The sequence below is a fragment of the Microcoleus vaginatus FACHB-2002 genome (assembly GCF_040004035.1).
Taxonomy (GTDB): Bacteria; Cyanobacteriota; Cyanobacteriia; order Cyanobacteriales; family Microcoleaceae; genus Microcoleus; species Microcoleus vaginatus_C.
On the sequence record NZ_JAMPLN010000007.1, the window covers coordinates 99,669 to 121,730 of the forward strand.

Consider the following 22,062-nt stretch of genomic DNA (forward strand, 5'->3'; position numbering starts at 1 on the left):
ATACGCGGATCGTCGTATTGCTCTCAAAGTTTATTTTGAGGAATATGAGATCAAACGCTATACGGAGCCTGTAACCTGTGCCCAACAAAAATCCACTACGGAGGTAAAAATGGAAACCAATAATGTAGACGCAACGGTCGATTTTGTCGATGTCGGTGTTCAGAAACAGGATTCAGCAGCTCGCGAAGGTCAATCAGATGCTAAACCGGGCATCGAAAATGAAACCTTGCTTCACACGCTACGCGCATCATCAATCTTCTCTGTGGAAAACAAAGAAGTTTTACCTCAAAAAAGCCAAGAAGATGCAACAGTCGATTTTGTGGATGTCGCTGCCCTGAAACAAGATTCGACAGCTCGCGAAGGTCAATCAGATGCTAAACCGGGCATTGAAAATCAAACGTTGCTTCATACCCTACGTGCATCATCGATGTTCTCTGTGGAAAAAAAAGAAGTTTTACCTGAATTTACCCGTTCCACCAAAAGGACATAGAACCGTATTCATTGACAATTACTCATTGTAAGAGGTGGAAGATGCTCACAATTTGCAACAAGTATACACATGGTGTTTGGGTAGCTATTATGTACTATCGTCCCAACTGTTCAGATGGTGGAAATTGGGCAAAAAAAGGTTGGTGGCGAATCAATCCTGGCGAATGCAAAGTGGTCTATGGAGGGAGTTTGCGTAGCCTGAATCGCTACTACTGCTACTATGCCGAGGCTGATAACGGAGCAAATTGGTCAGGGCCTTACGTGAGGCCTGTCCCTCCACAAGCATTTGACTGGTGTGAGTGGATAAGCAACACCCAAGCAACTAATGTAGGCTTCCGGTTGCTTGATATTAACAGTTACGACAATTTCACGCTGAATTTGACAGCATAAATCTGAGTAGCGTTGTCAAGTTACATTTTTCTTCTCAATTTAACTTGACCAATCAATCTAAACAGGAATCGTAACAGTTAAGTAAGTTGTTGCAATATCTTCATCATCCTATACGCGGATCGTCGTATTGTTATCCAAATAAAGTTGGGTGATTATTATATCAAAAGCAGTTATCTAGCTTCAGCATATAGCTAGAAACTACTGGCCCTTAAGGTTGTTAAATAACAAGGAAATAAACAATGTCTTCTACAACAGAACTTCATGCCTCAACTTCTATGCCGCAGTTTCCAGCAGCCCAGGAAACCCAAGACGCCAAAGTTGAAGAGGTGGGTCAATTTGGTATGTCTCAAGAAGGAGCTTCGCCCGAAGCATTTTTCGGTAATGGCTACCGTTATCGCCATGACTGGGGCGATCGCAAGGGACAGCACATCTTGCATCTTAATTGGGGCATAATCACACGCGACTCTCTCGTCTTCGTCGCGATTGGTGAAGGTGCTGCGGGAGGTGGAAAGTTTATGGGGAATGCTCGATATACTCTCCATAACGTTGCCCCAAACAACGGTGTTGTTAGTATTTGGGTCAACATCGAATGGGGAAGCCCGATTCGGCTCTCTGTTGACTATTTCGTATTCAACCCTTAGAAGCATGGATGAAATACAGGGCTGTTTCCTCACAAGTCACAGCCTTGTAATTCCATAAATCTATTATCGCACTCAACGCATTATCCAACTCTAAATAAGAGGTATTTATGTCTGAACAACCTAGTTTTCCCATCCCAGAAACTGCCCAACCCGATGAAACAACAGGGCGTTACATTATTACTTTCCGCGAAGATGCAGTGACAGAAGGATTAGACCTCCTGAGCGACCAAACTGGTATCAGAGGACTGGCAAACGCTGACGATTTCGCGGACTCTGCTCTAGACTTGACCCAAATTGAAGCAGCAGGGGGAGCGGTGTTTCCTACTCTCGGCGTTGCCGTTGTTTCCTTAGACGAAGGGGGTTTCAGCAGCGTCATGACATCAGCGGGAGAGGATTCTGCGATTCTGGCGATCGAACCGGAGAGCACTTTCTACGCCATTGGTGATGGGTTGTCGGCAGACTACCTGCGGGGCTATCGGGATGCGGTGGATAACCTGTACGACAAAGCCACTAATACAGAGGTAGCAGAAATCAAGAAACCACAATGTTTTTCTGATGATATCGAGTCTACTTGGGGTCTGAAGGCAACGAAGGTGATGAACTCTCTGTTGACTGGTAGCGGAATGAAAGTTGCGGTGCTGGATACTGGGATGGATTTATTGCATCCTGACTTCGCGGGTCGATCGATCGTATCGCAGTCCTTCGTACCAGGGGAGGACGTACAAGATGGCAACAGTCATGGCACGCACTGCATCGGGACAGCGTGCGGGTTCAAGGATCTTAACGGCCGGCGGTACGGGATCGCTTACGAATCGACCATTTATGTCGGTAAAGTCTTGAGCAATGCCGGTAGTGGCGCTGGTGCGTGGATTCTGGCTGGGATGGAATGGGCTATCGCCAATGGGTGTCAAGTGATCTCGATGTCATTAGGAAACACCAATCCAAAGCCCTCTACGGCCTACGAAACTGTCGGTCGTCGGGCACTACAAAATGGGTGTCTGATCGTGGCGGCCGCCGGCAATAACGGACGAACCGGAGGAAGCGTCGGACAACCAGCCAATAGCCCGTCGATTATGGCTGTTGCAGCCGTCGATAACTGCGTCCAAGTGGCTGACTTCTCGGCTACCTCTGAGCTAATTCAAGGAACTAAAGTCGATATCGCCGCTCCAGGAGTGAAAGTATACTCATCAGTGCCTATGAATAAAGGGCGTTATGCTGCTTACAATGGCACTAGCATGGCTACACCTCACGTAGCTGGCATCGCGGCCCTGTATGCCGAATCGACTGGTAAACGAGGTGCTGAACTTTGGCAATTGCTGACTTCCTATGCTATGGCGCTACCGTTGCCAAATACTCGTGTCGGAAGCGGCTTAGTAGAAGCTCCGTAATGCAGAATACCCAAATCCCCGCAGCACTTTAAGCCTGCGGGGATCTAACACAAGACAATTTACAATAGCGCAATGGATGTACTCCAAAGGATGCTAAATATGTCTGACGAACAAGTACAGCGCATCATAGTGACTGTTGACGACCAAAACATATCGGTAATTCAATCGGTTGTCACTGGCTTAGAATCGGCGGGAATGAAAGTGGATGAGGTGCTAGCTGTTACTGGCATCATTACTGGAGAAGTTTCTCAATCGAAGCTAGAAAGACTAAAGAGCGTACCGGGCGTGGCTAATGTGGAGATCGATCGAGAAATGCAGGCAATTTAAACCTATAATTTAGGGGTTAGTAGATCGAGTTTTGCTAACCCCAAATAGCGAATGCCTTCCGGTGTCACATCAAAGCGACAAGGCAAAACTTCGACACCTTCACTAATCGCCTGTCTGAACAATTCTCCGTAAAGGCGATCGGCACTATCCCCCGGAGCAAAATCAGTACAATCTCCGCGATTAATAAAATACAGCATTACAGCCCTCGAACCCTGCCGCACAACTTCGATCAATTCTCTCAAATGTTTCTGTCCCCTCTCCGTCACTGTATCGGGAAATAAAGCCAACTCCTCTTTTACCCAAGTTGTATTTTTCACTTCCAGAAAAATCGGTTTTTCCTCACCAGTTAGCCAAAAATCGACTCTACTTTTTTTATCAGTGCCGTAAACAACCTCCGGTTGAATTAAACTGTAATTGCCCAACTCTGGAAACAATTTCAATTCCAAAGCTAATTTAACTACTCGATTTGGCAGCCCAGTATTAACTCCCACCCAAGTTGGCACAGTGTCGCAAACTTTAATTAATTCCCAAGTATAAGCTAACTTGCGTTTAGGATTGTCGCTGGGAGATACTAGCACTGGATTGCCCGGAATGTAAACACCAGTCATCGGGCCAGTATTCGGACAGTGCGCGGTGATTATTTCTCCCGAATCTAGTTCTATTTCGGCAAAAAATCGCTTGTAACGTTTGATGAGAATTCCGGGTAAAAGAGGAGGATATTTGTAAATTAAGCCAGTCATTCGATTTTAGATTTTAGATGTTAGATTTTAGATTCTCAATTGTAGATTTTACCTATAACCGAATACCTGGCTCCGCACTTTTTAAATAAGTCTGGGAGCTAACACAATCGATCATAAGTTATCAACTATATGTTATTTATCTGCTTTTATCAACTCATTTATTTCATCATTTTTAAATGGTAGATTTTAGATTGTAGATTTTAGATTGACGCATCATAGCACGAAACGGCGGTTTGTAGTTAGGACGAAGAGTCCCGATCGATTATTGAATTTCCGCAAGTCAGTAATATCGATAAAATTGGTATCAGCGCAATTCCCCCTAGAAGTTTTATGAGTTCATGATATGATTCTCCCGATTCGCGATTAAAATAAGTGAATCCTTTTAGCATTAGCGTTTGTAACCATTTGTGTCCCAATTACAGAAGCCCTCTCGTTCCCTCGCAGGGATTGCCGGCATTGTCGCAGTCGCCACTCTAATTAGCAAAGTCTTTGGATTGGTGCGCCAAATTGCGATCGCCGCAGCCTTTGGAGTCGGTGTCGCCGTCGATGCCTACAACTACGCCTACGTCATCCCTGGTTTCTTATTTATTTTGCTGGGAGGGATTAACGGGCCATTTCACAGCGCCATAGTCAGTGTTTTAGCCCGCCGGGATAAAAAAGAAGCAGCACCGTTAGTCGAGACTATCACCACCTTAGTCGGGGGCTTGTTGCTGTTGGTGACGATCGCTTTAATTATTTTTGCCGATCCGCTGATCGATTTGGTGGCACCGGGATTAAATAGAACAGCAGAAGGTTTACAAATCAAAGCAATTGCCGTCCAGCAATTTCGGATTATGGCGCCGATGGCCTTACTTTCAGGCTTGATCGGCATTGGTTTCGGCACTCTCAACGCCGCCGATATGTACTGGTTGCCTTCGATTAGCCCTTTATTTTCTAGCGTTGCACTTGTCGGCGGTTTGGGTTTTCTCGCAATGCAACTCGGAGACAAAATTATTCAGCCAGAATACGCACTAATGGGTGGCTTAGTGTTAGCTTGGGGAACGTTAGCGGGTGCAGTTTTGCAGTGGTTGGTGCAACTGGTGGCGCAGTGGCGCGCGGGCTTGGGAACATTGCGCTTGCGGTTTAATTTTAAACGGCCGGGAGTGCAAGAAGTAATTAAGGTGATGGTTCCTGCGACCTTATCATCAGGAATGCTGCAAATTAATGTTTATACTGACCTATTTTTCGCATCCTACATCCCTCAAGCTGCCTCTGCGTTGGGTTACAGTGGCTTGTTAGTTATGACGCCTTTAGGCATTATTTCTAATGTAATTTTAGTGCCATTTCTACCCATCTTTTCTCGCCTCACCGATCCGAGAGATTGGCCGGAATTAAAAGCTCGAATTCGTCAATCTTTAATTTTGACGGCCCTTACGATGCTGCCCCTGAGCGCTTTGATGGTAACACTTGCCGGGCCGATCGTCCGCGTGGTTTACGAACGCTATGCTTTTGATCGGTCAGCCTCGCAGTTTGTCACACCGATATTGATGGCTTACAGTATTGGAATGTTTGTGTATTTAGGGCGCGACGTTTTGGTACGGGTATTTTACGCTTTGGGAGACGGAGAAACGCCTTTTCGCATCAGTATTATCAATATCTTTTTGAACGGACTGCTGGATTATTTATTAGTAGGGGCTTTTGGCGCGCCCGGATTAGTTTTAGCGACGGTGGGAGTGAATCTTGTTTCGATGATTATGCTTTTGTACTTATTAGATAAAAAGCTGGGTGGCCTGCCTTGGGGGGAGTGGAGTTTGCCTTTTCTGGGGTTAACTTCTGGCAGTTGTCTAACTGCTTTCGTTACTTTGGCTACTCTGCAAGCCTGTCAAAGAGTTTTGGGTACTGAAGGTTTGGTAATTCAATTAGTGCAGTTGAGTGTGGCAAGTTTTGTAGGGTTAGGAGTTTTTGCCCTGTTTGTCAGTCAGATGAAGTTGCCGGAAGTTGATATGTTTGTCGATCGCATTCGGGGGCGCTTTCGCAAATAAAATTGTCGGGGCGGGTTAAGGGCGAAATACCAGACACAACGCCCACAATCTCCTTACAAAACCCGCCCTTTCCTTTACATTTTCCGCTGAAATTCCTCAAGAACATCCATCAATTGAACTTGACACTGCATCGGAATTAAATCTGCCAGTGGCACTTCCCGCTTGCCGCCGCCCAACTTGACTGGAATTCCTTGCAAAACTTGTCCAACTTTGTCAGCATCTAAATTGCCATCTTCCAGCATTGAATAAAGTTGTTGGGCAACAACGGTATGCAGGTGGGCATCATTGAGATACAAATGCCACTTGGCAATGTCAATGTAGACATTTTCGCCGATTTCGGCTGCTAAGGATTCGATCGCCTGTGTAGTATTAGCCATATCAAAAAAGCCGAAAGTTATTTGTTATCAATCAAAAGACTTAACAAATCGCCGCCAACTGCCTTCAGCCAGAATCTTTGGTGAGGGGCGAATAATCGGCGATCGCAAAATGGTAAATCCCGTGGGCCAAAACTACTAGAGCCCATCCACCCGTTACCGAAATTGCCCAAGGCCAATCAGCCTTTTGCAAATTGTGAACAAACCACAAACCTGAATTGGTAGCAGAAAAAAGACCGACGTGGATAGCAAAATTCATCCGGTCATCTAAGCGGCGGTACTCTGGATCGTTGCGATCGGGTTTGCGGGGCCAACGAGGAGGCATAGTTTTTCACTTGATATTAGTAGTTCAGTGCCTATTTTAATCATAAGTGCAGCTTTTTGAATGCTGCATCCCTCTTTCGGCAGGAAACTTATGCCTCTACATTTTCATAGTCTCCAGACTTGCCACCACTTTTACTCACCAGGTGAATTGACTCAATGGCGATCGACTTTTCCAATCCTTTCGCCATATCATACAAAGTCAGCGCCGCCACCGAAACCGCCGTCAGCGCCTCCATTTCCACCCCTGTTTCCGCCTTAATTTTCACCGTCGCCCGAATTTGATACCCCGGCAACCCAGCATCCGGCATCACCTGCACCTCCACGCTACTCAGCGGCAGAGGGTGACACAGAGGAATCAAATGTGCAGTCTGCTTAGCCGCCATAATTCCAGCCAGCCTTGCAGTGCCCAACACATCACCTTTCGGCGCATTCCCCGCTTCAATCGCCGCAAAAGTCTCCGGCAACATCCGCACCCGGCCCGCAGCCACAGCTTGCCGTACAGTCGGCACCTTCGCTGAAACGTCCACCATTTGGGCTTCCCCACTGTTGTCGAGGTGAGTTAGCTGTGCCACATCGGGCAATTTAGAAAAAGTTTGGGAAAGGTCTTGCATTATTTTGGTAATGGTGTTATTGTTAGATTCTGTGAGAAAAGAACTTAATCAATTTTAGATTAAATCTGAACTCAACAGGGGCTTGTAGCTTAGTTGGATAGAGTGCATGGCTACGAACCATGAGGTCGGGGGTTCGAATCCCTCCAAGCCCACTACTAAAAGTTATGAATTTTGAGTTTTGAGTTTTGAATTAAGAAATTAATCCAACTCAGCATTCAAAGCTCATAACTTTTTTAATTTGGTACGTTTACTGATTCAAAGCATAAATATCGGCGTTGCTGAATCAAGGTATGAATGCCCCAGGAATGGGAATATCGTGAAATTTCAAGTAATGTATTAGTGACATCCTCCCCCACCAAATCAAAGATTATGGTGGGGGAGGATGTCACTACGGTGGTATGATGAACTCCCTTAACTCGTTCTATCGCCCGTAAACCCGTACCATTGACGTACATTTTTAGTCAATCACGTTTAATGCTCTCGCTATAACCTCAATGGGGTTCATAATGATTGATGAATTGACGACCACATTGGACACTAATGTGATTCTGTTTTCCTTTCTTCTTGCTTTTTTTACGGATGTGGGTTGATTTACATTCTGGGCATTACATAAATTATTCTTCCTATTCATACTCTAAGTCAGCAACGCCGTTTTTTCCAATAACAATAAAAAAATACTTTCACCTAAAATCTTGCTAATTTCATGGTAGATATTACCTAAGCGCCATCCTTACAGCTATTGCTCGTTTTAGTTCTCTGGCCTCGATATCGCTTTTAATGAAAGATTCTCTCATAAGCTATTTCTTTTTCGCTATCTTTTTGTGGGAGTTGTAAGTTATTCATTTTTTTATTGTCACAATCAACTATTGCATATAATTGCATCATAGTCTTGATAATGATTTAGGATTGCTCTACTACCCAAACATCTAAACGACGATTGAGGCGGCCCAATTTCCTTGACGACGCACAGGGGATTTGGGGGGCGGTCTAAAGCGTCGTTAGCCGTATAGGTTTTGGCAAATCCTCCCTCACCTAATTGACCGATAATTTGGTAGCGATCGCGCAGAATATCCCCTGGATTCAGACACATAAATTGTTCCATCCCTTCGACTCGCTGCACTCATTGGTGTCGATCGTACCACAAATATGACTTTTATGAACTCAAAGTTATGAATATATGAATTGATTTTGAGAGTGGCTTATTTTATAATCTTGACATCGGAGATTTTACGGAGAAAATATTTTATGGCTTTACAACCAGATCCATCAGGAGTGCCTCGCTTAGTTGGCGACAATACATCCGAATACGCTAATTTACAGTTTCAAAGTACAGCTAATTTCCCTTCGGGAGTATGGATGCTCGGAGGTGACGATACAGTATTCGGCTGGATAAATAATCATTTAATATTTGGCAATGACGGAGAAGATGTGCTAGTTGGTGAATATTCTAGCAACGATTCTTTATTGGGGGGAAAAGGGAAAGATGACCTATGGGGAGGTCAGGGAAATGACTGTCTCAGCGGTGGTCAAGATGCAGATTGGATGCGCGCTGAAGCAGGAGATGATATTTTGTTGGGAGGCAGAGGCAATGATATTTTATACAGCGGTAACGGGAATGACACTTTGATAGGAGGTTTGGGTCGAGACTGGTTATCAAGTGTGGATTATGATGGTTCGCGGAAAACCAGTGGAAGTAACTTATACGTCCTCCAACTAGAATCAGGAATTACTGATATCAATAAGGCCGATTTTATTAACAACTTTCAAGTCGGTTTAGATCGGATTGGATTAGCAGGCGGTTTGACTCTTGACGATATAGTTTTGGATAACTTGACAAATGTGCTAGTGTTAAGAGATTTTGATGTTTCAGAAGATGCGAAACGCACTGTCTCCCCAGCCGATATTTTAAGTCCTGGTACTTTTGTGACTTCAGGGACTCTCATCAGAGTCAGGAATTCAGGAGATTTAATAGGTTTTGTTGATAGTGTAACGCCTAGTGAACTCCAAAACAGCATTATCTCTGTTCAGGGATTCTGAGCTTGAGGATGCGTTGCAACACATCCTACAAAAGCCGGATTTGACAGAGCTAACTTACAGGAAATTGTGGGTTTATTTATCGAAGATTGGGGATAAAATGGGACTAATTATCACTCGCTAGCGGCTGTTTCCAATTTCTCTCCAATCCTCGGTTCAGTACCGTTCAACAACCGCTGAATATTGCTTCGGTGTCGCACAATTACAAACACACCGCCCGCAATTCCAAACAATACATAAGCCAGCGGCTGATGTAAAGCAAACATCAATCCAGCAACGCTAATTGCCCCGATAATCGAACTTAAAGAGACAATTCGCGACACCGCAAACACGATTCCAAAAATTCCGAAAGTTCCCAAACCAACAGGCCAGTACAAACCAAGCAAGACTCCCAAACTCGTCGCCACAGATTTACCGCCGGTAAACCCCAGCCAAATAGATTTGCTGTGACCCAAAACAGCAGAGAAACCCGCCAAAGTTGCCATCCAAGGGAGGACAGTTGCAGTATTTTCTAAACCTGCGGCGGTTGCTAGCTGCTGGGTAAAAGTGAGAGAGTAAATGTAGCGGATTAGGACGATCGCACTTACCCCCTTCAACACATCAACCAGCAACACCCCCAACCCCGGCCACTTCCCCAAAGTCCTCAGTACGTTAGTCGCACCAGTCGAACCCGAACCAACCTCTCGAATATCAATTCCTAGCATCCATTTCCCCAAGGCGTACCCAGTAGGAATCGAACCCAGCAGATAAGCTGCTATTAGCAATGCGCCATTTAAAATTATCCAGCTAGCCATTTTTTAATTTGAGATTTCGTGTACAGCAGAAGGAAGAAGGAAGAAGGAACAACCAATTCCGGTTAATTTCCCTCTGAGTTTCTTCAGTCCGCGCAGGCGGACGAAAGTTTGTATAGCAGCGAATTATATTCGCCCGGACTTGATCAAAAATCCTTAGCAGTCGTCAAAGTTTGCGGATCGGCAGCAAATGCCAGCCATAGCGGAAATTGCAGGATTGACAAACTAATTAAATCCTCCGTTTCATCAATGACAATTAGTGGCAATTTGCCATCTTTCACCAGTCGATCGGCTTTTTGAGCCAAAGCCTCCGCAGACTCAAACATAATAATCCCCCTTTCCGGGCCAAAATCGCTGCGAGTAATGCCCAAACAGTCCTGCAAACCCCGGCGCCACTCTCCCAAACGTTCGGGACTGTTCGCGAGCACCAAAGTCCGCACCCGTCCGCCGTAGACGCTTCTGAGTACAGAAATAATAGTCGAAGTAATCAAGATATTTTGCAACCGCGAACCCATAGTCCGCAAAGCACCCCTTCCTCCTTGGGTGAAAAACCAGTTAGAAACTCGTTCTGCGTGGATGGGTTCAAAAGTGCGGCGAAGTTGCCAAGGCGGGCCGTAGTAGTCGGGGACAGTACGGTATTGATCGAGGGTGCGGCGAATTTGTTTGGCTTGTTCTTGAAATCCCTGTTCGGCAAATTTGGGATTTACCGGTGCTGAGGATTGAGACTCCTCAGCAGGACTTTGCTTGGGTGTCTCTTGCACCGGCGGTGTCAAATCTAAGAGTTCGGCGGTAGCGGCCAAATCCTGCAAACTGCCTACTAGATAGTCTTTGAAACCCTGAACTCGAATTGCTAAATCTTGGGAAACGCCGGCAAAAGTGGTTCGCATTTCCTTTTGAATTCGATCGCGCCGGCGTTCGAGTTTTTCTACTTCGATTTGTAGCGCTTGTTTGCGCTGATCTAGTTGAATCAAGCCGTCTTGTACCAAACGCCCGATCGATGCTTGAGCCTGGCCCAACGCTTCTATAGCATTGGCTTTGTCGGCTTCCAAGGCGGCAATTCTTTCAGTCAAATTTTGTTCTTGCTGCTGCAATTCTTTGACTCTCTCTGCCAACTGTTCGGTAACATTTTCGGGGATGTTCGTTACCGTTTCTGGGGTTGCTGTTGGCTGGGAGTCTGTGGGAAGCTCGATTTGAGCGATCGGAATTTCTGATTCGCCATCGTCGGTGTTGGGTGGAATTTGGGCGATTGCGCCTGCTTCGTCCACGAATTGGGCGATTTCGGCATCTTCCTCCGCCAGCGGCGGGTCTGTTTCTGGCGGGAGTTGGGCTGGCAGTTCATCTTCGTCGATCCACAAATCTCGTGTTTGAGATAGAAGTTGATATTCCGTCTCATTCACGGGTAAATCGACTTCGCCGTCACCGCTTGGGGCGGCTGGTTGTGGTTGCGGTTCTTGGGTTGGAGATTCGTCTGAATTCATGGGAAATTTTGTTCGGCGTGGGGCACAGAAAAGTTAAAAATTAAAAATTAACAACTTTTTTAGTCTTGACGGGGACAGCGCTGTTCTAAGCAGGTCTGTAGCATTTTACGATCGAACAGAACCGGCAGAAAGTGAATGCTGTTAATTTCTTTGAAATAGAACAAAATCGGCACAGCCGGCCAAAATATCCGCCAATTTTGCCATTCTCGGTAAGGAAAGCGGCGGATTAAGTTGGACGATCGATAAATGTCCAAATCGGTTGGGGTAAATTGTAGCCGGATGGTGGCGGCTTGGTACATCAGAAACAAGCCGAACACAGAAAGCGGCAAACTCACCCACTTCTGCACGAACAGCAGCGGTACGGCCGCCAGTACCAGGACTAGGGGAATCGCATAACTCGGAGCGAGCTCGATCGTATTTGTCGGCGCAGTCGAAGAGGCAGTGGTATTCACGGGTTTAAATCAAGGGTAGTAAACGAATGTTGCCGATTATTCATATTTTATCCGTTTCCTAGCTTACAAGCCTTTGAGTACGCTAGAGCCCGTCCCCTGAAACATCAGCCAAGTCAGGAAAAAGTTCACAATAAAAATAGCCAGTAAAGCCGTCACCACCGCCGTAGTAGTCGATTGACCGACGCCTTTTGCCCCGCCGGTGGTGGTCAAACCCCAGCTAGTGCCGATTACAGCAATCAAGCCACCGAATACAAAAGCCTTAATTGCCGCGCTGCAAATATCCCACAGACTCAGGAAATTGCGGACTGATTCTAAAAACACGCTTTGAGAGATGCCGTACATTGTCGTAGCAATCAGCAGTCCGCCGAGGACGCCGGTGACGAGACACATGATGGTTAAAATTGGCAGCATCAAGCAGCAAGCAAGGACGCGGGGAATGACTAAATAGTCGATCGGGTCTGTTCTGAGCATCAGCAGGGCATCTATCTGTTCTGTTACCTGCATCGTGCCGATTTCCGCTGCAAAAGCCGAACCTACCCGTCCCGTCACGATTACGGCTGTTAAGACGGGGCCGAGCTCGCGAGTCAAAGACAAAGCTAAAACGCCACCGACGACATTGCCGGCACCGAGGTTAATAAATTCCCTCGCTACCTGAATAGTAAATACCATGCCGACAAAACCCGCAGTCAGCAAAGCAATCAGCAGAGATTCCGGGCCGACTGCTGCCATTTGGTCGATGGTGTTGCGGCGGTGAATTTTGCCCTTCAGCAAGTGCAGCATGACTTGGCCGCCCAATAAAGCTGCTGCCAGCAACCGCTGACTCCACAAACTGAGGCTCGAAGATGTAGTGGTGCTCAAGGGGATTTCGAGTGTAGAACAACTGCAAAAAATGAAATCTATCTACAAATCTTAAACAAGTTTTTTCTATAACATTTAAGATTTCTGACAGAACTGGCCACTGACGGCGATCGCTGCCTATCGTAGAAAAGGACAAGTTTTGTTTGCTTGCACCTTTCGGCAGTTTAGCTGAATTTACTGACTCTTATGAGCATTTTTCCCAATTTTCTTCGCTCTGTACTGCTGACCAGCCTGTTGAGCTTTGTCGCCCCCGTATTGTTAATCGGCGCGGGATTGGCTAGCTTTTTGCTGATCGGCTTCGTGCCTGCTCTCCAAGGAGTTGGTCGTTCTGGAGAAGACCTGATTTTGCAGTTCTTAGCTACTTTCGGCAGCGGCTGTCCCCTCCAGGGCTTTTTCGTCATTGGTCTAACTTTTGGTTTGGTGGGTGCTTTGTTTGATACCTACGCTTCTTATCAGCATTCGCGGTGGAGTTAATTTTGTTTCGTTATATGTGGAATGTGAGATTTTAGGTTGGGAATTCTAAATAAAATCTAAAATCTCAAATTGTTGGGTTCCGATGCGATCGAATAGCGCCACCTGCAAGGACTTCGCCCACAAACCGATATTTGCTAGCAGACAGGAGTGGTGGAGAGCAGAAAATTTTAGACCAAAGTTAAAATTTCCCGAGTCATGTGTGGAGTCAATCTCAAATCTCAACTCTCCAACCTCAAATCGGCTGACTTCGCCCAAAAACGGATACTTGAAATTTTAGACTCTTGGTCAAACTTCCAGATTCATCTGTGGAGTCAATCTCAAATCTCCACTCTCAAACCGACTCACTCAACATTATTGCTCGCCACTGTTCGGTAATGCGATCGGCCTTTTTGCGGAAAACCGAATCTCCCTATTTCTGGAGCTGGAATATATTAAATACAGGTTGAGTCAAGTGTTTCTCAACCCTAAAAACTTCAGAAAAAACTTCAGAGAGTCGAGGTATTGGTTATGGCACTTATTCGTTGGGAACCTTTGCGGGAAATGGACTCCTTGCAACGCGAAATGAATCGGTTGTTTGATAGCTTGTCACCGGCCACAGATCGCGCATCTAACGGTGTGGCTTTTCTACCCCCCGCCGAACTCGATGAAACTCCCGAAGCCATCCACCTTAAATTAGAAGTTCCGGGCATGGAAGCTAAGGATTTGGACGTACAAGTAACCGCAGAAGCTGTTGCTATTAGCGGCGAACGCCGTCAGGAAACTAAGAGTGAAGATAAAGGCATGACTCGCTCTGAGTTCCGTTACGGTTCGTTCCGCCGGGTGATTCCCCTACCCGCACGGGTTCAAAATGACAGCGTAGAAGCTGAGTACAAAAATGGAGTTTTGCACCTGAATTTGCCCAAAGCGGAAGCAGAAAAGAACCGCGTGGTGAAAGTGCAAATCGGCGGCTAATAATTGTTTCCTACTTTAGTTAGTTTTAGTTAATTAGTAGGGGGGCGCAACGCACCCCCTATTTGTTTTGGAAAGAGGTTATTGGTCATTGGGAATTGATAATTGGGTCGAAAAGCATTGGGCCTTGCGAGTTTGAGGAATGAGCCTTCCTTTTTCCTTCTTCCTTCTTCCTTCCATCCGTTACATCCTCCGAAAGCGAATCCGTTGCCGAACTTCCTTGTTGCCATTCTTCAACCGTGCTAAACTCCAATAAGCAATGGTTGGTGAGGAGACTTGCGTGCCGAGTCAGGGAGTGGGAGGAAATGGAATTGCATCTGAGTTTGGAGACTTAACCGGGATGACTCGCCAAGAAGTCGATGATTTTTTGCGCGGATTGGGTGCAGAAATCAGAACTACTGAAGGGGGTTATTTTGAATACGAATTTGCCGATCGTTCGCGAGTCAATATCCGTCCTGATGGTGAAGTTGTACGCACCCCAGCTCCCCGATACGGTTCAGATGGCCGAAAAATAAACAAAGGTTTGCGTCTTGACAAAGATGGCAGCTTGGTCAAAACACGCGATGAATTTGGCAATAAGATTCCTGGGATGCACAATTCTGGAGAAAAAGTGAGTAATTAATATGCCAGATGACTACAACTTGCTTAATTTAGGTGGACTTACATCCCTCATCACAAATGTCAATGTGTCTTTGTGGGGGAATGAAATTTTATTTGAATGTATTTACGATCCGACAGGCGATCGATTGCCTTATAGCATAGTATTTCATGACTGCCGAGACATCAGTTGGGAGGTGTTCCATCCTGAAGATGTCACAGATCCTGAAGCTGATTTGATTGGCTTTCATTTGGGTGAAAACACGCACCGGAAAGCAGCTTTGATTCATACAGACATTTTTGAAATTTCAATTTTGTACGGCAGTTTTAGCATTCACAAGGGAGAAAATCTAAATGCTGAAGCAGATTTAGAAGCCGGGGATCTTGGTATCACAATCGCCAGCAATATTGTACCAATTGTCAACCCCAGCCCGGTTAAATCGCCAAGGGGTTAGTAATATTATATCGGGTAACATAACTATTACAGGACTTACGCACTCCGACTCCTCGAAACTGGGTGTTGTACCTAATGTGCGGGTTTTAAGGAAGTATTTTCGTAAAAAACAAGGTTTCTGGGCCTCCATGCGTAAGTCCTATATTATTAGGTTTGTAGTGAGGACTGAAGTCCTCAGCAACAATCTGAGGATTGAAGTCCTCGCTACAAAATAATTACTCATTTTTCAAAAAAGACAGTAGGTATTGTTGCCAGCCTCAGTTTACGATACTTAAGAGAACATTTTTTGCAAATGAGGTAAAACACAATGCCTGATATTGTTGATATTGCCGTAGGTGCGGGTTCGTTTCAAACCCTGGTAACGGCGGTGCAAGTAGCTAATTTAGTAGATGCGCTCAAGAGTCCGGGCCCTTTCACTGTCTTTGCACCCACTGACGATGCTTTTGCGAAATTGCCGCCGGGAACTATCACAACCCTAGTGCAGAACGTTCCCCAACTGACCAGGATTTTGATGTTTCACGTTGTATCGGGGAAGTTTATGAAGGCTGATTTGGCAAAAGTCGGTTTTGTTACTTCCTTAGAAGGTTCGCCGATTAAAATTGATTGTTCTGACGGTTTTGAGGTGAAAAATGCTACAGTTGTCGCTGCGGATATCGAAGCAGACAATGGCGTCATCCACGTCATCGATAACGTGATTTTAATGGGATAATTTCGCCGTCTAATCTCGCTGCGGGAGCTAAGCAGGTGCTTTGCGGTGCCGCTTTGCTCCCGATCGCACGCTTTTTTTTTATTGGTTGAAGGTAATTTCAATATAAAAAAGTTGTTTTTTCGGCGGATGTATTTTAAGATGATTGTTTGAAAAAGTTTAAAAATCAATAATTATAATATAAGCAAACCAGTTTGGTGAGCACTATGCAAATCCTAGCCGCCAGCCTCAAAGCAAAAGTCCGCCAGCGTACCTTGGAACTGCAAGTTCTCCACGAACTTACTGCAAAAGTTCAAGCCGCTCTCAGTGTTGAGGAAATTTGGTCTGCGTGTCTGGCACATCTCGATCGCCTCATTCCCACACAGGCGATCGCAATTTTGACGCTACCGGACGATCACATATACCTGGAACACTTACAGCCGTTAAGTGGTAGCACCAAAACCGAAATAGAAGGGCGCTTGCAAGCTGCTCGCGCTGAATGGCTCGCTGGCAATCGGGACTGGGCGCACAACATCACTCCGCCACCAATTGCTCAGTTTCAGTCAATCTTGATGGCACCAGCCAATCTGGATGAAAGTGAAGAATTGTTGGGAGTATTTTTCATTGGTGCAGAGCAGGCAACTGCTTTTAATTTGGAACACCTTTGTTTGCTCCACACTGTCGCTCAAATTTGCGCCAAACAGTTAAATATATTAGCATCTAAAACAACCAGTTTCAAGGATAAATTTCAAAATATTTTTGCTCTGGATTCGGCAAGTCAAGAACTATTGTTGCGGGCTGTAATGGACGAGGCCCCGGACAGAGTTTTTGTGAAAGATAGAAACTTTAGATACATTTTTGTAAATCAAAGTTTTGCTGAATATTTGGGGGTAAATGTTGAGGAAATTATCGGCAAAGATGATATTGAATTAGGGTTTTCAGCCGAATTAGTATTTGGCGATCGCAACAGCCAAATTAGGGGCATCCGCGAGGAAGATCGAGCTGTGCTGGCTGGGGAGAGGGTTCGCAATCCCTACCAGGCGATCGTCTTTGAAGGTGGCAAACAGCACGTCTTTGACACGCAAAAAATGCCGCTATGCGATGCAGAGGGTAATATATTTGGGGTTTTGGGTTTTTCTAGAGAGATAGGTCAATTGCAGGCCACAGATGAAGCCAGGAATCAAAGCCAAGCCAAACTGCAAAAAATTACTGCTAGCGTACCGGGTACGGTATATCAAATTGACTTGCATCCAGACGGCTCAATGGCCTTCTCGTTTGTGAGCGCGGGCTGCCGAGAATTGTATGAAATAGAACCAGAGGCTGCTCAGCAGGATTTTAATGTAATTGTTGACATGATTCATCCCGAAGATCGAGATGATTTTCTCAACTCGGTGACGCTTTCTGCAGAAAATTTGCAGCCTTGGCGGTGGGAAGGAAGAATTGTCACTCCGTCAGGAAAACTTAAATGGGTGCAAGGAGCTTCCCAGCCAGAATTTCAAGCATCGGGGGAGATAGTTTACTACGGCTTGTTCACGGATATTAGCGGCCGGAAACAAGCTGAACGGAAGCTGCAACTTTATCAACAAATCTTTTTGAAATCCAACGATGCGATCGCGATCTTAGACCCCGAAGGCTATTACTTAGAAACAAATCAAGCTCACACGGCTTTGCTGGGTCACAGCGCGTCAAAATTGTGGGGAAAAACGCCGGCCACTCACATGGGAGAACAGACATTTGCCTCGGTGCTGCAAAGCTTGGCCACTTCGGGGAGTTACCGAGGCGAAATGACCTGTATTAAGGCTGTGCAAGAAGGAACAGTTGAGGTGGAGGTTTCGGCTTTTGCGGTTCTCAATGATGCGGGGGATGTAGTTTGTTACGTAAGTGTCAAAAGAGACATAACCGAACGCAAGCGAGCTGAGGAAAAACTAAAGCTTTACCGAGAAATATTTTTAAACTCCAACGATGCGATCGTCATTATCGATGCTGACGGGTTTTTCCTCGAACAAAATCTTGCTCACCAAACGCTTTTAGAATACACAGACGCGGAATTAGAAGCAGAAGCTTCGCCGCTGGTTGCGGGGGAGCGCTTTTCGGCAATTGCCCAAAGTTTAGCGAAAACAGGAAGTTTTCGGGGCGAAATTACTAACTGCACTAAAAAAGGCCAGACGCTGGCGATCGACGTTGCGGCATACTCTGTGATTAACAACGCCGACGATGTAATTTGTCATGTCTGCGTCAAGCGCGACATTACCGAACGCAAAAAAGGAGAAGAAGAACGGCAAAAATTTGTGTCGCTGATTGAAAACAGCAGCGATTTTATCGGCATGGCTACGTTGAAAGGCCAAACGCTCTTTGTCAACGAAGCCGGACGAAAACTGGTGGGTGTAGAGAATCTTTCAGCAGTGCTTTATACGGAGATATGGGATTATATTGGGCCCTATTTTCAACAGAAATTCAGTCAAGAGATTTTACCAACAATTATCAGTCATGGCCAGTGGCAAGGCGAAGGTCAAATGCAGCACTTGGGCAACGGACAACCCATTGATGTTGTGATGAATGCTTTTCTGGTCAAGCACCCTCAAACCACCGAACCGCTGTGCTTTGCTGCGGTAATTCGCGATGTCACCGAACGCAAGCAAGCTGAGAGAATGCTGCGGGAACAAGCAGAACGGGAACGGCTGGTTTCGGCGATCGCTCAGCGAGTCCGCCAGTCTCTCAACCTGACTCAAACTCTGAGCACTGCTGTACAAGAAGTGCGGCAGTTGCTGGCAACTGACCGCACGGTAATTTATCGTTTTGATTCCGAGGAAACAGCGATTGTGGTTGTGGAATCTGTAGGGGATGATTGGATGCCCCTGCTGGGCAGAAAAGTTCAAAGAACATCCTTTGGGGAAAGTTATGTATGGCTGTACAGTGCAGAAACAATTCAAGCAATGGCAGATATTTATACTGCCAATTTGAGCGAGGAACACCGAGATTTACTTGCTAGTTTGCAGGTAAGGGCTAATGTAGTTGTACCAATTTTTATAGGCGATGAAAGTCAGGGTTTGGCAGCAGAATATTCGCCGGAAACTCAAATTGAACTGCCGGGAAGGAGTTTGGAAACCAGTCAACATCGGTTGTGGGGATTGCTGATTGCCCATCAGTGCAGATCTCCGCGTGTTTGGACTGATTCTGAAATGGATTTGCTGGGAAGGTTGAGCGTGCAGTTGGCGATCGCCATTCAGCAATCTACTCTTTTTGAACAAGCGCAGCAAGCCCGAGAAGCAGCCCTAGAAGCGTCTCGAATGAAGTCGCTATTTTTAGCAAATATGAGTCACGAAATCCGTACTCCGATGAATGGAGTGATGGGGATGACGGATTTGCTGCTGAAAACGAATCTTACTCCCGAACAGCTTGACTTTGTACAGACGCTGAAACTCAGCGGTCAAAATTTACTCTCCATCATTAACGATATTCTAGATCTCTCCAAACTAGAAGCTGGAGAAATGCGCTTAGAAATACTAGAATTTAACCTCAGTATCTGTATGAATGAAGTGCTGGATTTGTTGGCAACTCCCGCACAAGAAAAAGGTATAGAAGTGGTGGCACTGATTGACAACGACGTGCCGCTGCAAATTAAAGGTGATGCAGCACGGTTGCGGCAAATACTCACTAATTTGATCAACAATGCTATAAAGTTTACAGAAGCAGGAGAAGTGGTAATTGAGGTGGCTAATGCTAGTAATCCTGAGTTATTGGCAGCCAGCGATAATCAGAAAATTTTAGAGAATATCGAAGCGGTAAAAATAGAAAATAGTGAGTCGATACTCCTGCTGTTTAAAGTCACAGATACAGGAATTGGGATTGCTCCAGAAGACAAAAAAAAGCTGTTTCAATCTTTTACTCAAGTTGATGCCTCTACGACAAGAAAATATGGTGGCACAGGTTTGGGGCTGGCTATTTCTAAGGAGTTGGTGGAGTTAATGGGTGGGCAAATCGGTGTGGAAAGTACCCCTGGCCAAGGCTCGACTTTTTGGTTTACTGTGCCGACAGTTAAGGAAAATTTAACTGCTGTCGGGGCAGCGTGCGAAGTGAATTTGGAAACGGTGCTGGCGGGGCGAAAAATGTTAATTGCCAGCGACAAGCCGACAGTGCGAAAAGTGTTAGTGAGAATGGCTGTTGTGTGGGGAATGGAGGTTGAGGAGGTTGAGAACGGTTGGATGACGATCGCATCTCTGTACAAAGCTGTCAGCCTTAATTCCCCTTACGATATCGTTTTGGTTGATATTCAGTTGCCGGAAATGGTGGCGGGAAGTCTCGAACGCTTGAGGATTTCTGAGCCTGCAATGCAGCAGACAAAGTGGGTGGTGCTGACTTCAATGACTCAGCTTGCAGAGGCGAAACGCTTGGTAGATAGCGGTTTTAGCGGGTATTTAACTAAACCTGTTAAAGCTCACCGACTATTTGATTGCTTGGCGAATGCGATCGCCCCGATGACGCTGATTGATGAGCCGCAGGCAAATCCAACGTCCAATCGAGCCTCAGCTATTGACAACCGGGAGTTAGGAAGTTTAAAGATTTTGTTAGTTGAAGATACTCCAATCAATCAAAAAGTTGGTCTCAATCAACTCAGAGTTTTGGGATGCACTGCGGATGTAGCCAATAACGGCGCAGAGGCGCTATCTATGGTTGCTCTGAAAAAGTATGACATTGTGTTGATGGACTGTCAGATGCCGGTTTTGGACGGTTACGAAGCAACGCTGGAATTGCGCCGCCGGGAAGCAGCAGATGCTGCTGGGAAGATGGAGCCACATCAAAAGACGGTGGTGATTGCGATGACGGCGAATGCTTTGAAGGGCGATCGGGAAAAGTGTCTGGCGGCGGGCATGGACGATTATATTAGCAAACCTATTGCCATCGAAAAGTTAAAATCGGTACTAGCAAATTGGTCTGCCAAGCTAAAAATTGAAACTCCCAAGTTTAATGGCGAGGAACTTCAAAACTCTGATCCCGATATCGAATCGGTAATCGATATCGCACGTTTGCACGAAATTTCGGGCGCTGATTTAGATTTTGAGCGGGAAATACTGCAAACTTTTGTGGTGGATACTGCTAGTTATTTAGAAGCTGCTAAGGGGGCGATCGCATCGGGAGATATGGAGACACTCGCCCGCCACGCTCATCAAATTAAAGGTGTCAGCGCTACGGCGGCGGTGCGGTTAATGCCCGATATGGCAGATCAGCTTCAAAGTCTGGCCGAATCAAATGATTTGGAGGGGGCTACAAAAATCATCGCTGAATTAGAAATAATTCTGGCGGGGGTTCAAAAGTTTGTGGCTACTGAGTAATCAATCAATTTTCTTTTGAACCGGGCTATCGGGCCCGATCCCGGAGAGCTCTTGGCAGCCCCCGCGAGCGAGCGCGTGTAAAGATTGTTAATCTTTTATCAAGATGTTTATCTCAATGTGAAGGAATTGGGAACTCTTATAACATCTTGTGTGTTGTAACTTGTGACACTACTGCATTAAGTTATTGTGGTCAAATATAAAATAATCATTAAGCCGATCGACATGAGGGTGCTTTTCGTCTATCGGCTTGAGACACCAAGACCAGCTTTTCGCTATCCCCGCCCATTAAGTGCGTATTTACGCTCAACGAGGTTTTATGACTCCAGTCATGTTACGCCAACTCTGGTCATTAATTGAGACCACCCAAGCTACTCTGTTAGTCAATTTAGACGATGCCACCCTGGTACAGTGGCTGCTAAAGCAGTTAAAAACGAACTCTGCGCTTAATGGCAAAGAAGCAGATGTGTTGGACGAATACATCCAGTCTCGGCTGTCCCTAATCCGCGATTTAGCTGAGCAGCGGCTCGCACCAGAGCTACTGTGAGCGGATTCAATCAAAATCGGATAAATATTCCAGGGAAAGGCGACCATCGCTCGCGCTGGGCAGAAATAGCAGAAAAGAAACCGGGTTTCAGGGATAAATCTTAGGTTTGACG

At 45.9% G+C, this 22,062-nt stretch carries 25 protein-coding genes, 1 tRNA gene and 1 pseudogene; 16 read left to right on the forward strand and 11 right to left on the reverse strand.

Annotated features, from left to right (window positions below):
• The first annotated feature begins 109 nt into the window (after positions 1–109).
• The 5 genes from NDI35_RS08595 to NDI35_RS08615 all read left to right on the forward strand — a co-directional run bounded on the left by NDI35_RS08595 (position 110) and on the right by NDI35_RS08615 (position 3,235).
• Positions 110–490, forward strand: coding sequence for a hypothetical protein (locus tag NDI35_RS08595; RefSeq protein WP_190734491.1), 381 nt, complete (start codon positions 110–112; stop codon positions 488–490).
• A gap of 41 nt (positions 491–531) precedes the next feature.
• A complete protein-coding gene (locus NDI35_RS08600; protein ID WP_333292072.1) occupies positions 532–879 on the forward strand; it encodes a DUF1036 domain-containing protein in 348 nt (115 codons plus the stop codon).
• Between the two features lie 239 nt (positions 880–1,118).
• Entirely contained in the window at positions 1,119–1,520 is a 402-nt protein-coding gene (locus tag NDI35_RS08605) for a hypothetical protein (protein WP_445312366.1), read from the forward strand.
• 107 nt (positions 1,521–1,627) lie between these two features.
• Positions 1,628–2,908 carry a S8 family serine peptidase gene (locus NDI35_RS08610; RefSeq protein ID WP_445312367.1) on the forward strand — a complete coding sequence of 427 codons (1,281 nt, stop codon included), beginning with the start codon at positions 1,628–1,630 and terminating at the stop codon, positions 2,906–2,908.
• A gap of 99 nt (positions 2,909–3,007) precedes the next feature.
• The gene (locus NDI35_RS08615) at positions 3,008–3,235 is read left to right on the forward strand and encodes a hypothetical protein (protein ID WP_445312368.1); all 228 of its coding nucleotides are present in this window, start codon (positions 3,008–3,010) and stop codon (positions 3,233–3,235) included.
• Between the two features lie 2 nt (positions 3,236–3,237).
• Here the strand turns inward: NDI35_RS08615 and sfsA are convergent, their stop codons facing one another.
• A complete protein-coding gene (gene sfsA, locus NDI35_RS08620; RefSeq protein WP_445312369.1) occupies positions 3,238–3,975 on the reverse strand; it encodes a DNA/RNA nuclease SfsA in 738 nt (245 codons plus the stop codon).
• 407 nt (positions 3,976–4,382) lie between these two features.
• Here sfsA and murJ point away from each other — a divergent pair, with 407 nt between their 5' ends.
• Positions 4,383–5,996, forward strand: coding sequence for a murein biosynthesis integral membrane protein MurJ (gene murJ / locus NDI35_RS08625; RefSeq protein ID WP_445312370.1), 1,614 nt, complete (start codon positions 4,383–4,385; stop codon positions 5,994–5,996).
• A gap of 74 nt (positions 5,997–6,070) precedes the next feature.
• On the opposite strand, the gene NDI35_RS08630 is transcribed toward murJ, so the two are convergent.
• The 3 genes from NDI35_RS08630 to moaC form a co-directional block, all read right to left on the reverse strand.
• On the reverse strand, positions 6,071–6,373 hold the full coding sequence (locus NDI35_RS08630) for a DUF3181 family protein (protein WP_006633891.1): 303 nt from the start codon (positions 6,371–6,373) through the stop codon (positions 6,071–6,073).
• Positions 6,374–6,437: 64 nt separating this feature from the next.
• Positions 6,438–6,695: a 2TM domain-containing protein gene (locus NDI35_RS08635; RefSeq protein WP_333162251.1), complete on the reverse strand. Its 258-nt coding sequence runs from the start codon at positions 6,693–6,695 to the stop codon at positions 6,438–6,440.
• 88 nt (positions 6,696–6,783) lie between these two features.
• Entirely contained in the window at positions 6,784–7,305 is a 522-nt protein-coding gene (moaC, locus tag NDI35_RS08640) for a cyclic pyranopterin monophosphate synthase MoaC (RefSeq protein WP_445312371.1), read from the reverse strand.
• A gap of 78 nt (positions 7,306–7,383) precedes the next feature.
• Here moaC and NDI35_RS08645 point away from each other — a divergent pair.
• Positions 7,384–7,457: transfer RNA gene (locus NDI35_RS08645), tRNA-Arg, on the forward strand.
• 234 nt (positions 7,458–7,691) lie between these two features.
• Here the strand turns inward: NDI35_RS08645 and NDI35_RS08650 are convergent.
• Positions 7,692–7,910 (reverse strand): annotated as a pseudogene (locus tag NDI35_RS08650) (IS1/IS1595 family N-terminal zinc-binding domain-containing protein); the annotation flags it as partial.
• Between the two features lie 254 nt (positions 7,911–8,164).
• Complete coding sequence (locus tag NDI35_RS08655; RefSeq protein ID WP_445312372.1) at positions 8,165–8,395, reverse strand: hypothetical protein; 231 nt, start codon at positions 8,393–8,395, stop codon at positions 8,165–8,167.
• 155 nt (positions 8,396–8,550) lie between these two features.
• Here NDI35_RS08655 and NDI35_RS08660 point away from each other — a divergent pair, with 155 nt between their 5' ends.
• Positions 8,551–9,342, forward strand: coding sequence for a calcium-binding protein (locus tag NDI35_RS08660; protein ID WP_445312373.1), 792 nt, complete (start codon positions 8,551–8,553; stop codon positions 9,340–9,342).
• 110 nt (positions 9,343–9,452) lie between these two features.
• Here NDI35_RS08660 and plsY read toward each other — a convergent pair whose 3' ends face one another.
• The 4 genes from plsY to NDI35_RS08680 all read right to left on the reverse strand — a co-directional run bounded on the left by plsY (position 9,453) and on the right by NDI35_RS08680 (position 12,918).
• Positions 9,453–10,133 carry a glycerol-3-phosphate 1-O-acyltransferase PlsY gene (plsY, locus tag NDI35_RS08665; RefSeq protein WP_445312374.1) on the reverse strand — a complete coding sequence of 227 codons (681 nt, stop codon included), beginning with the start codon at positions 10,131–10,133 and terminating at the stop codon, positions 9,453–9,455.
• A gap of 143 nt (positions 10,134–10,276) precedes the next feature.
• Positions 10,277–11,608, reverse strand: coding sequence for a DUF3086 domain-containing protein (locus NDI35_RS08670; RefSeq protein WP_445312375.1), 1,332 nt, complete (start codon positions 11,606–11,608; stop codon positions 10,277–10,279).
• 59 nt (positions 11,609–11,667) lie between these two features.
• Entirely contained in the window at positions 11,668–12,060 is a 393-nt protein-coding gene (locus NDI35_RS08675; RefSeq protein WP_445312376.1) for a DUF3119 family protein, read from the reverse strand.
• 63 nt (positions 12,061–12,123) lie between these two features.
• Complete coding sequence (locus tag NDI35_RS08680; RefSeq protein ID WP_190734360.1) at positions 12,124–12,918, reverse strand: MlaE family lipid ABC transporter permease subunit; 795 nt, start codon at positions 12,916–12,918, stop codon at positions 12,124–12,126.
• Between the two features lie 186 nt (positions 12,919–13,104).
• Here NDI35_RS08680 and NDI35_RS08685 point away from each other — a divergent pair, with 186 nt between their 5' ends.
• The 3 genes from NDI35_RS08685 to NDI35_RS08695 all read left to right on the forward strand — a co-directional run bounded on the left by NDI35_RS08685 (position 13,105) and on the right by NDI35_RS08695 (position 14,343).
• Positions 13,105–13,392: a hypothetical protein gene (locus NDI35_RS08685; RefSeq protein ID WP_006634216.1), complete on the forward strand. Its 288-nt coding sequence runs from the start codon at positions 13,105–13,107 to the stop codon at positions 13,390–13,392.
• Between the two features lie 195 nt (positions 13,393–13,587).
• Positions 13,588–13,767 (forward strand): hypothetical protein, encoded by a 180-nt coding sequence (locus tag NDI35_RS08690; protein ID WP_445312377.1) that lies wholly within the window; start codon positions 13,588–13,590, stop codon positions 13,765–13,767.
• A 132-nt stretch (positions 13,768–13,899) separates the two neighbouring features.
• Positions 13,900–14,343 (forward strand): Hsp20/alpha crystallin family protein, encoded by a 444-nt coding sequence (locus NDI35_RS08695; protein WP_445312378.1) that lies wholly within the window; start codon positions 13,900–13,902, stop codon positions 14,341–14,343.
• Positions 14,344–14,428: 85 nt separating this feature from the next.
• Here NDI35_RS08695 and NDI35_RS08700 read toward each other — a convergent pair whose 3' ends face one another.
• Positions 14,429–14,593 (reverse strand): hypothetical protein, encoded by a 165-nt coding sequence (locus NDI35_RS08700; RefSeq protein WP_445312379.1) that lies wholly within the window; start codon positions 14,591–14,593, stop codon positions 14,429–14,431.
• Between the two features lie 6 nt (positions 14,594–14,599).
• On the opposite strand from NDI35_RS08700, the gene NDI35_RS08705 reads away from it, so the two are divergent.
• The 5 genes from NDI35_RS08705 to NDI35_RS08725 all read left to right on the forward strand — a co-directional run bounded on the left by NDI35_RS08705 (position 14,600) and on the right by NDI35_RS08725 (position 21,950).
• The gene (locus NDI35_RS08705) at positions 14,600–14,962 is read left to right on the forward strand and encodes a hypothetical protein (RefSeq protein ID WP_445312380.1); all 363 of its coding nucleotides are present in this window, start codon (positions 14,600–14,602) and stop codon (positions 14,960–14,962) included.
• 1 nt (position 14,963) lies between these two features.
• A complete protein-coding gene (locus NDI35_RS08710; RefSeq protein WP_445312381.1) occupies positions 14,964–15,392 on the forward strand; it encodes a hypothetical protein in 429 nt (142 codons plus the stop codon).
• A gap of 306 nt (positions 15,393–15,698) precedes the next feature.
• The gene (locus NDI35_RS08715) at positions 15,699–16,100 is read left to right on the forward strand and encodes a CO2 hydration-associated protein CupS (protein WP_333058034.1); all 402 of its coding nucleotides are present in this window, start codon (positions 15,699–15,701) and stop codon (positions 16,098–16,100) included.
• Positions 16,101–16,303: 203 nt separating this feature from the next.
• Complete coding sequence (locus NDI35_RS08720) at positions 16,304–21,406, forward strand: PAS domain S-box protein (protein WP_445312382.1); 5,103 nt, start codon at positions 16,304–16,306, stop codon at positions 21,404–21,406.
• Positions 21,407–21,722: 316 nt separating this feature from the next.
• Positions 21,723–21,950 (forward strand): hypothetical protein, encoded by a 228-nt coding sequence (locus NDI35_RS08725; RefSeq protein ID WP_190656515.1) that lies wholly within the window; start codon positions 21,723–21,725, stop codon positions 21,948–21,950.
• The last annotated feature ends 112 nt before the right edge of the window (positions 21,951–22,062 follow it).